This is a genomic window from Candidatus Terasakiella magnetica, from assembly GCF_900093605.1.
GTDB lineage: Bacteria > Pseudomonadota > Alphaproteobacteria > Rhodospirillales > Terasakiellaceae > Terasakiella > Terasakiella magnetica.
Genome location: NZ_FLYE01000016.1, coordinates 1 through 9,494, shown reverse-complemented (window position 1 = coordinate 9,494; position 9,494 = coordinate 1). Strand labels below are relative to the sequence as shown.

Here is a 9,494-nt window from a genome sequence, read left to right as displayed (position 1 = left end):
CCGAGGTCGAAGCCGTCTCATTTGAGGCGGCTTCTTCTATTTTATGCTCAGTGTAATCTTCTACAAGTGCTGCAAAACTGCCCTCTAACATGATTTTAAGTGTCTTGTAATCCTCATCCGGGTAGCAGGTGATTTCTTTAATCTGTTTACGGATTGGTTCTGCAAACCCACTATCTGGATATTCTTTGCTGTTAACCAAGGTCAGCATGTTATCCATATGCAAACGGTAAACTTCTTCCAGAACTTCTGCTGAAGGAATTTCTTCAACTTGAGTTTGGATGTCTTCCAGTTCTTCCTGCAATTTGACTTTTTCTTTGTCCAACTGCTTTGAACGTTCCACAATCTGCTCTGTCATCATTCCAGCTTCAACAGCTGCAATCAATTTAGACTGCTTATTCTCAATCTCTTTAATACGTGCCCTAAGAACACTTTTATCAACAGTCTGACCTTCCCTAACATCACGTATAGCCTGTTCATATTTAGAGACAGCATTTTTAATGACTTCTGGTGCAAGCATTTTATGCTTCAGGGCATCCAGAATATGTTTTTCGAATGTCTTGCGTTTAACAGAAACCTTGTTCTTACAGATGCCTTTCTTACGGGCATTGTTACAGCCATAACTATCGCCACCAATCATGACGAATGGACTTCCGCATTCTCCGCATTTGATAAGGCCAGATAGAAGGTGTTTAGTGCGATGGGCACGATTTAAGGCATTTCCGTTTTCATCCTTTGACATTTCCTTTGTCATGGATTGCTGGCGGTCTTTAACCTGCTGCCAGAGCTCGTCTGAGATAATACGAAGTTCAGGAACTTCATAGGTTTCCCACTTACTTTCAGGATTTGGTTTAGCGACTTTCTTTCCGGTTTTAGGGTTCTTTATATAAGAACACTTATTCCAGACCAATTGGCCCCTATAGAGGTCATTGTTAAGAAGGCCTGTTCCTCGTTTTACCTGGCCTCGGATAGTCGTGTCCTGCCAATCTCGGTTGCTTGGCCCAGGGATGCCTTCTTCATTTAAAGTGGCTGCAATTTTGCGTGGTGACATACCGTTTAAATATGAAGTGAAAATACGTTTAACGATTTCAGCTTCGTAAGGTTCGATTTCTCGTTCGCCTTTTTCACCATCAGGCTTTTGCTTATAACCATATGCGATACCACCAGCACTTAAGCCCTCTAAAACTTTGCCACGTTGCCCACGGATGGTTTTGACTCTGATTTCTTCCAGCTGGTTTTGAGCAATACCACCCATGATGCCGATTATCAGTGATGATAGTTCACCATTTGAAACTGTGTGGAGTTTGATACCCAAGAAATTGAATTCATCATTAAGTGATGAGACGTCTGCCAAGTTACGAGCAAACCGGTCTACAGATTCAGCAACAACGATATCGAACTTATTGTTATCTGCATCGGCTTTTAGATTTTGAAAGCCTTTACGCCCATGGATTGATGAACCAGATACGGCAGCATCTTCGTAGGTTCCAACAAGGTCAAAGCCTTTTGACTTAATATAGCGACGACAACTTTCCAGTTGGTCTTCGATAGATTGTGCGCGTTGTAATTCCGATGAATACCTCGCGTATACGGCTGCTCTGACCATGATTCTGTCTCCTTATGTTGTAAACATTATACTAAAAGGAGATTCACGTTCCTAGCTAATTATTCAATTAAAACAAGCTGTTATAAAATATTCCATAGAGGGAATATTTCTAATAATTAAATTTTGTAGGATTTAAAGGTGTGGTTAACGCATAAATGACAAAGACCCGCCAGATTGAGCGGGTCTCTTTCTATTTTATATATGAAAAATGTTTATGTATTTGAGCAACTAATTTTTCAAATGCGGCATATTTGCTTAAAAACATATACAGGGTGCCGAAATGACGAATAATCCATTTTAAGCCCGATACAACAACAAAAGCCTTCCCCATGAGCGCCAGGTTTCCAACAAGTCATTTATGGCTTCTAAGGATAAGTTCTGGGCCCCATCAAATGTCTGCTTACGCAATTTGTGTAAACTTATTGGTTTTTTTGGGCATCTAGCCAGCATTTGATTGCGAACTCGTGTTTCTTCATCTTTCCAACAATCTTTACCGTTTTTGTCGACGGATTTGAAATAAGTCATCAGTTCCATATCTTCATTTAATAGGTCAATGCGCTTTTGATTAAGGCGGGATGTCTTTTCCAAAGACTTAGCCTGAATAATAACTCGTACAGCCTTTAGGAACTTTGTTCGCTTGCTTTGTTTATATGACTGTGAGAGATGGATGGCGAAAGCATCACGAGAGCCATACGTGTTAAGTACGGCCCCCATGTTGAAATCATTTTCTGATATAACGTGTTTCCTCATAGACCCGGTCCTCCATAAACAGGTGCGCTGACATCAAATGGTGGATTGGTAACCGGTGTGGCAATGCCCAATTCCTCCATCAAATGTTCAGGTAGGTCTGCAGCGGCTGCTAAGTCAGCGTCACTGGTTAACTCAGGTGCGTATTCCATGATGTAATCAGAAATCTTTTGAGCATCTGAAGCAGCTCGGAAAATCTCATTTTTGTCTTCCTTGAGAATTTCTGCCCAGTTCTCTACATAAGAAGCATGTTGTGAAAAATCAGGTTCAATACCCAGCTCCATTGATAGAAAGACGGATGCAAGTTCTGCACGGAGTTCTTCCCTTGCATATTGCGGGTCACCAAACTTCCCAAATTGTCGGTCTAATCTGTCCTTGTGACCTGTCCAATGACCGAGCTCATGAAGGGCTGTAGAACTCCAACCAATATCAGTTTTGAAAGCGCCCTCAGGCGGCATTTGGATCCTGTCATTAACAGGGTCATAGAAAGCACGATTGCCACCAATACCTAATTGAGCACCTGATGCATCCAGCATTGCTTTAACGCGCAACGGTTTTTGCCATTCAGGTTGTTGGATGGTATCAGGTTTATATTCTGGACAGCCTTCAATTTGCGAAGCATGAAAGAGAGGATACGTTTTTAACATCGGTATCTTTTTCTTGTCTTCTTCCCCCTCTTTCGGTTCAGCATTATCAACTTCAATTTTTTTGAAGAAATAGGCTGGCACAGACTTAGAGCCCTTGATGACTTTCCAGTTATTCGTCTGAACCTGATTAAATGTATAAAAGCGTGGGTCACCCGTTTCTATATAGCCAGGATGTCCCATCAATATAATTGTATTTAAATTACGGTAAGGGCGGTTGCTGCCCCCGTTTCGTGGCAAACTGAATCCTGCCAGACCGTCGTCCCATGGTTTGCGCCATGGAACTGTACCTTGCTCGATTTGACCTAAAATATGGTCTGTTGCTTCCTGTTTTATATCACGTTTTTTCTTATTCTCTTTACTCATATAAAATCCTCCTGCAGTTAAAGCGAATTGTTTGTAGTTGGAGCCGGGGTATTCGTTGGCTCTGGTGTTGGAATATTATCTGGGATATCCAATTCCTTCTTTAGGTGATCAGGCATGTCATAACCAACGACAGGGAAGGGTGGTTCCATTAACTGCGCCAATCTGAAAGCTCTCGATTTAAAATCTTCATCACCGAAAAATTCTATAGCTTCCCAGCCATGGGCACGGCCAGCATCCAACATTGCCTGAATGCTTTCATCAGTCGGTTTTCCGAAGATTTCAATGCGGTCACCAGTATCCTTGAAACTGATGTTGTCTGAGAAATGTATCCAGACAGCATCTTTACCAATCTCACCAGATAAGCCTAATTCTACCCAATGCTTTAATCTTTCTTCAGGTGTTGGCTGTTTGCCCTTTTTCTTCTTCTTTGGGCGAATGCCTCGTAGGTTCTGTTTATCTTCTTTCGTCATATTATTTACCTCCGTGATTATTGTTGATGACGTGTTTCCAGTTCTGATTTCTGCTTGCACAGATTCAACGGATGGAAGGTCCGATATATTTATGTCTGCAAACTTGGCTTTGACATCCGCTGCCTTCTTTTTCAGACGGCGAGAAATGGAATGCGGTGTGCCTTTCCAATCAACTATGATGATGCCTCGCTTGCCTTTGCAGACAGTTATGCGTTGAGTTTTGCAGGCTTCGATGAATGCATCACCGTTATCTGATTGTTCCCAGGATTCTCTGAGGATGACCTGGATTTCTTCTATAGTTACCCCGGTGCGGGATGCGGATTGCCAATCCTGATGTGTGGCTTTGCAAACAGGCCTGTCTTCATCTTCAGGGCGAGTGTGAACACCCATAACAGGTTTAAGGCTCCAACGTTCTTCCATCCTGCTTGAAACTTCTTCATGCTTGCGATAGTTCCATGACATGGACGCAGCTTTTAAGGTCTCAGGGTGAACCCGGTTCCAAACAATATGGCAGTGCTCTCTGCCTTTTTTGTTATGGATTACGATTGCTTTTTGATGACCGGTTAGGCCTAGTTCTGTTTCAAGTTCAGAAACAGCTTCCAACCATCGTTCATCTGTCATGCTTTTGGATTCATCAGCCGTAATGTTGATACTGGAATGATAAAGGCATTTGCGTGTTCTAGACCCTAAAGACAGAGTTCTCATTTCTTCAAGACTGTCGTGGAGATTTGTTGAGGACACTCCTTCCAATCTGAGAACTCTGACTTCTTCGTTCTCCGATGATAGCAAGTGATTTGCCAATTCTCGGGTGTTCGATTTTGTATGTCCGCGACTGCTTCCTTTAATGACCATCAGCTTGCCCTCCCAGCTGGATAAAGGGCATTTGAGATATCATCCCTAATGGCATGTAGGTCAGCCTGTATTTGATTTATTTTGTAACTGACAGGTGCGTTTCTGGTAACGTTTGAATGCCTGGCAATCTGATTGATGTTGGAACCAATCTTGCCGAGCTGCCCAAGTATCTGTGAGAGCTGCTGTCTGTCATATGTAGGCATCTTACGTGCCGGAAGCCTGACAGGTTTGACCGGTTCCGATACTTCCAGATCCAGATGACCTTGAATGATGCTTCGACTGTAGTCGTTTCTTGTTCTGTCTGTGGTGTCTCGGACTTTATCGAGTTTTGCAACTTCCTCGCCATTGAGCCTGAAGGAAATTACGAAGTCGCGAGATATAGGGGAACCCATATTGCAGGTTCCTTAAAGTTCGACTTCAACAGAATTACCGCCCATTGGGATAACTCGATTGACCTTTCGTGAAGAAAGATAGTTTTCATAATGATAGGCGAGACTGAAGACCTGTTCGCTGTCTTCACGAACGGAGCGGCTTAGGTGGATTAAGAAGTCTGCTAAGTGTTGATTGCCTTCCATGGTGTCGAATTTCTGTACTGCGATATCGACCGCTCTATTAAATAAGGCTGCGGCATATTCCACCTGGTCAATGTGAGCCTTGTTCATTTTGGAAGCTAAAACTTGGCAGAACTCAGGCTCTTTCATCATGAGTTCTGTTTCAATGGTTTCTATGTTTTGTTTGCTTAAACGGTCCCTTTCTCGATAATGCATTTTGATTAAACTCCTAAATTATATATTCATGTTATGGTCTTTTCTTCTGTAAGCTGGATTTAGAGATGACATTCGTCAGATTAAATCAATGCTTGGAAAATAATGGTAAAGATACCCGGTAACTAGCCCCGTAAACTTTGTTTGCATGGAAGGGCTCGCGAGGTGTCTTGGGCTTATACGTGTTACATATGTAGACGGCATAGGCCGCGCAATAGTTTATTTTAGAAAAATGAAATTTAATGCAAATGAGGGCAGATTATAGGTGTCGATTTAAGAATTATTGCTTCAAAAAATAAGAAGGGCTCAACGGGGATGTAATCACCTTGCGAGCGGTGTCAAAATGGAATTGTAGACGCCATGGCTTGCTTAATCTTATTGGAGCATTTTATGCAGAATATAGGAAGATATACTGTAAATTCGGGGCTAATGTATCGAGCTTAATGGGGAATGAATCACCTTGAAAGAGGCTTGCAACACTTGTGTTGAGGTTTGCACTAGTTCCGCGCAACCTGTTTTACAGTGTTTTAGGTTGAAATAGGTTGTGACAGGGTGTTTTAGGGTGAAATAACCTGTATCAGGCTGTGACAACTTGTTCTGAAGAGTTATTTCTGTTGTTTGTGGAAAAACGGAAATTAGTAAACTATGGCAGGAAGGGCTGGGTTTAGCCAAAGGCAGAAGTATCGCAGCGGGCATTTCTACAATTGTTAAACCTATCTATTCTAAGATTATCTTTTCAAAACTCAGCACACACAATATTATGTTATCGTGATGTTGTATTGAATTTTCACAGACAAATAGCAGGGGAATGATCGAATGTGGATGTTTAGGGTTCTTGTATTCGTAGTACTCTTTTTCTACACCGCCTCTATTGCTATTGCTGAGAATGAAAAGCCTTTAGTCATTGCTACATCAACTGGTCTGCACCCCTTTATGGGGAAGGATATAAATGGCAAACCATCAGGGATGTTGGTTGACCTTTGGAAACTTTGGGCAGAAAAGGCCAACCGTAAGATCGAATTTCGTATTTACAATTGGCAAGAATCTATTGAAGCAATCAAAAATGGCGAAGCTGACATCCATGCGGGAATGTTTGAGGGACAAGAACGAGGAAAAGTGATCGCGTTCTCAGGCCCCATCTATGATGTTTCATCATCTTTCTATGTTCGTGCAAATAGCGCTATTAATAAGATACCTTCTGACGGTTCTTCGTTTATACTGGGGGTACTTTCTGGATCATCACATGAAGAGAGAAGTGCCAGCCTTTATCCCCATCTTAAACTCGCTTCATTTCAAACACCTCAAGAGTTAGTTAAGGCCTTACTGGATAGTACTGTTGATATAGTAACTGCTGAGGATGGCTCGTTTATCCATATGACCAGTGTTTACGGTGCCAAAGGGAAAATTAAACGTCTAGAGGTGGACCGCTGGGTAGATGACATCCATGTCGGTGTATTAAAGACACGCGCTGATCTTTTAAATCTTGTTGAACAAGGATTACGGGCTATTAGTGCAAGTGACTATTCAGCTTTGGAAAAACGATGGTTGGATCAAGATGTGCGGGTTGCATTTCGAAGCAATGGAAAACCGTTATCTTTAACAGATTCAGAAAAAAATTGGCTTAGCAAGCAGGGTAAGATCACCGTAGGTATCATGGAAAACTGGGTTCCGTTTTCGTTTCAGTCTGAAACAGGACAAAGAGTCGGAATTTCAGCTTCGGTTTTTAATATTATAAATAAACTACTTGGAAACAAGTTGGTACTTAGACCTGGTGAATGGAAGACATTGTTAAACGATGTTAAGGACGGGAAAATAGATGCTGTCTTAGACATTACACCGCTCCCTAAGCGAGAGCCCTTCTACCATTTCACGACACCTTATCTAGAAACACGCCATGCAATTTTCGGAAGAAAGACAAAGGGGGGGGCTTTTGCATATCCTGATGTTTCTACTGCGACAATTGCTCTAGAACGAGGTTTTGGAAACGTCCAATTTTATCGCGATTTATATCCAGATATTAAAATAATTGAAGTGGATGATACTTTAGCCGCGTTACAATTTGTTGCCAAAGGTAAAGCTCAGTACTATATCGGAAATCGAATTGCTGGGATGTTTGCCGCAAATAAAGGCGGCATTGAAAATTTAGTCACACCGATTATAGCCGAAGACCGTGCCTCAATTCCTCTTAATATCGGGGTAAGAAAAGATGCGAGAATTTTGCGCGATATATTCCAAAAAGCCATCGAGACAATCACGCCCGAGCAAATGGATAATATCATTACTTCCTCAGTCGGAGGGAACTCTTCATCTGTTTTTGCAATAACAGATGAAGAAAGGGCGTGGCTCAATACAAAACCTAAAGCACGTATATTTATTGGCTCTTGGCAGCCCTATTTTTACATGGAAAACGGTCAGCCAAAAGGTCTTGGATATGAATATGTTCGACATATTCTTACTGCGCTGGGGGTAGATTACGACACCCGTCATATGACTTGGGCAGAGGGAATAGAAAATATAAAGTCATTGCAAGCAGTAGATATTTTACCGACAGCCGCTTTTTCTGAAGAGCGTGCAAAATATTTGAACTTCACGCCCGACTATACGTCTAGTCCGATGGTTATTGTCTCTAGAAAAAATAGTTCAGTCATAACGGACTTAGACGATCTTAAAGGCATGACAATCAGTGTCGAAAATGAGTTCATTATGCACCAGAGGCTACGTGCAGAACGACCTGATTTGAATCTGGCCACATACCCGACAACAACAAAAGCTCTTGAGGCGGTATCTCTTGGTCAAGCAGATGCCTATGTGGGAAACCTTGCAGCTGCAGGATATCTAATTGAGAAACAAGGTTTCGGAAACCTAAAAATCGCAGCACCAACTGGATATGATGTTAACAGTTGGGGAATAGCGATCCGTAAGGATTGGCCCGAGTTAACGTCTTTGATGTCTAAATACCTTGCTCAGATGTCTGATGAAGAACATAGCCAGCTTAGAAAGGCAGCATTAACTGTACGTTTTGAGCACGGAATTGACTGGAAGACAGTCATATATTGGGTAACAGGCCTCGCAATCGTTTTAGGAAGTGTTATTGCAGTCATTGTATATTGGAACCGCCGCCTTGGAAGTGAAGTTCAAGAGAGGAAGAAAGCTCAATTCGAACTCACAGGTGCACTAGATACCATTTCTCAAAGTATTGACTATGCTTCCAATATTCAGAAGGCAATCCTTCCTAATGATGCATTCCTAAAAGAAGACCTCAAAGACCATTTTGTGATCTGGGAACCAAGGGACGTCGTCGGTGGCGATTTGTACTGGTATCGCAGATGTGAAGGCGGCTTCATTCTTGTTTTGGCAGATTGTACAGGCCATGGCGTGCCAGGGGCTTTCATGACCATGTTGGCGACTGGCGCCTTAGACCGTGCATTGAGAGAACAAAAAAATGGTGACCCTGCAATATTGCTTTCCTATATGCACCGAAGCATACAATACTCGCTTGGTCAGGATCAGAAAGATGGAGCCTCAGACGATGGTCTGGAACTCGGTATTTGTAAGATAGAAGCCGACACAGGTGACCTGACATTTGCAGGTGCCCGCTTCTCATTGTTTAAAGTCACAGAACAAGAGTGTGAAGAGATAAAGGGTGATAAGAAAGGCATAGGCTATAGAGGGATCGCTTCAGACCAGACTTTTACCAATCAACCTGTTGTTACAGATATAGATGCAACTTTTGTTATGACGTCTGATGGTATTACTGATCAAATCGGGGGGGAGCGCAGACGTGGATTTGGAAAGAAACGTTTGAAAAAGCTTTTGCTGTCCGCTCAGGGCTATAAACTTGAAAAACAAAAAGGCCTAATCCTAGATGCTTTCAATGAACATCAGGGTGATGAACAACGCCGTGATGATGTTTCTATGATTGGTTTTAAGGTCCGTTGAGGGTCAACAACGGCCCAATATGCCGGTTTTAGACGTTGGTCCGCTTTACATTCGACAACAGAAATGTATTCGCCCTTAATATCGGTGGTGCTTTCTTCTGCCCATAGCC

6 protein-coding genes are annotated in these 9,494 nt (G+C 42.4%); 1 reads left to right on the top strand and 5 read right to left on the bottom strand.

The window, feature by feature from the left end; all coding sequences use genetic code 11:
- The 5 genes from MTBPR1_RS08955 to MTBPR1_RS08930 form a co-directional block, all read right to left on the bottom strand.
- A partial coding sequence (locus tag MTBPR1_RS08955; RefSeq protein WP_069188688.1) for a recombinase family protein occupies positions 1-1,603 on the bottom strand: 1,603 nt, incomplete at its 3' end.
- 297 nt (positions 1,604-1,900) lie between these two features.
- A complete protein-coding gene (locus tag MTBPR1_RS08950) occupies positions 1,901-2,353 on the bottom strand; it encodes a hypothetical protein (protein WP_069188687.1) in 453 nt (150 codons plus the stop codon).
- On the bottom strand, positions 2,350-3,360 hold the full coding sequence (locus MTBPR1_RS08945) for an ArdC family protein (protein WP_069188686.1): 1,011 nt from the start codon (positions 3,358-3,360) through the stop codon (positions 2,350-2,352). Before MTBPR1_RS08945 ends, MTBPR1_RS08950 begins: the two co-directional genes overlap by 4 nt.
- Before the next feature lie 17 nt (positions 3,361-3,377).
- Positions 3,378-4,682 carry a relaxase/mobilization nuclease domain-containing protein gene (locus MTBPR1_RS08940; protein ID WP_083222994.1) on the bottom strand — a complete coding sequence of 435 codons (1,305 nt, stop codon included), beginning with the start codon at positions 4,680-4,682 and terminating at the stop codon, positions 3,378-3,380.
- 404 nt (positions 4,683-5,086) lie between these two features.
- On the bottom strand, positions 5,087-5,449 hold the full coding sequence (locus MTBPR1_RS08930; RefSeq protein WP_069188683.1) for a hypothetical protein: 363 nt from the start codon (positions 5,447-5,449) through the stop codon (positions 5,087-5,089).
- An 813-nt stretch (positions 5,450-6,262) separates the two neighbouring features.
- Between MTBPR1_RS08930 and MTBPR1_RS08925 the strand changes: the two genes are divergently transcribed.
- On the top strand, positions 6,263-9,385 hold the full coding sequence (locus tag MTBPR1_RS08925) for a transporter substrate-binding domain-containing protein (RefSeq protein ID WP_069188682.1): 3,123 nt from the start codon (positions 6,263-6,265) through the stop codon (positions 9,383-9,385).
- Positions 9,386-9,494 lie beyond the last annotated feature (109 nt).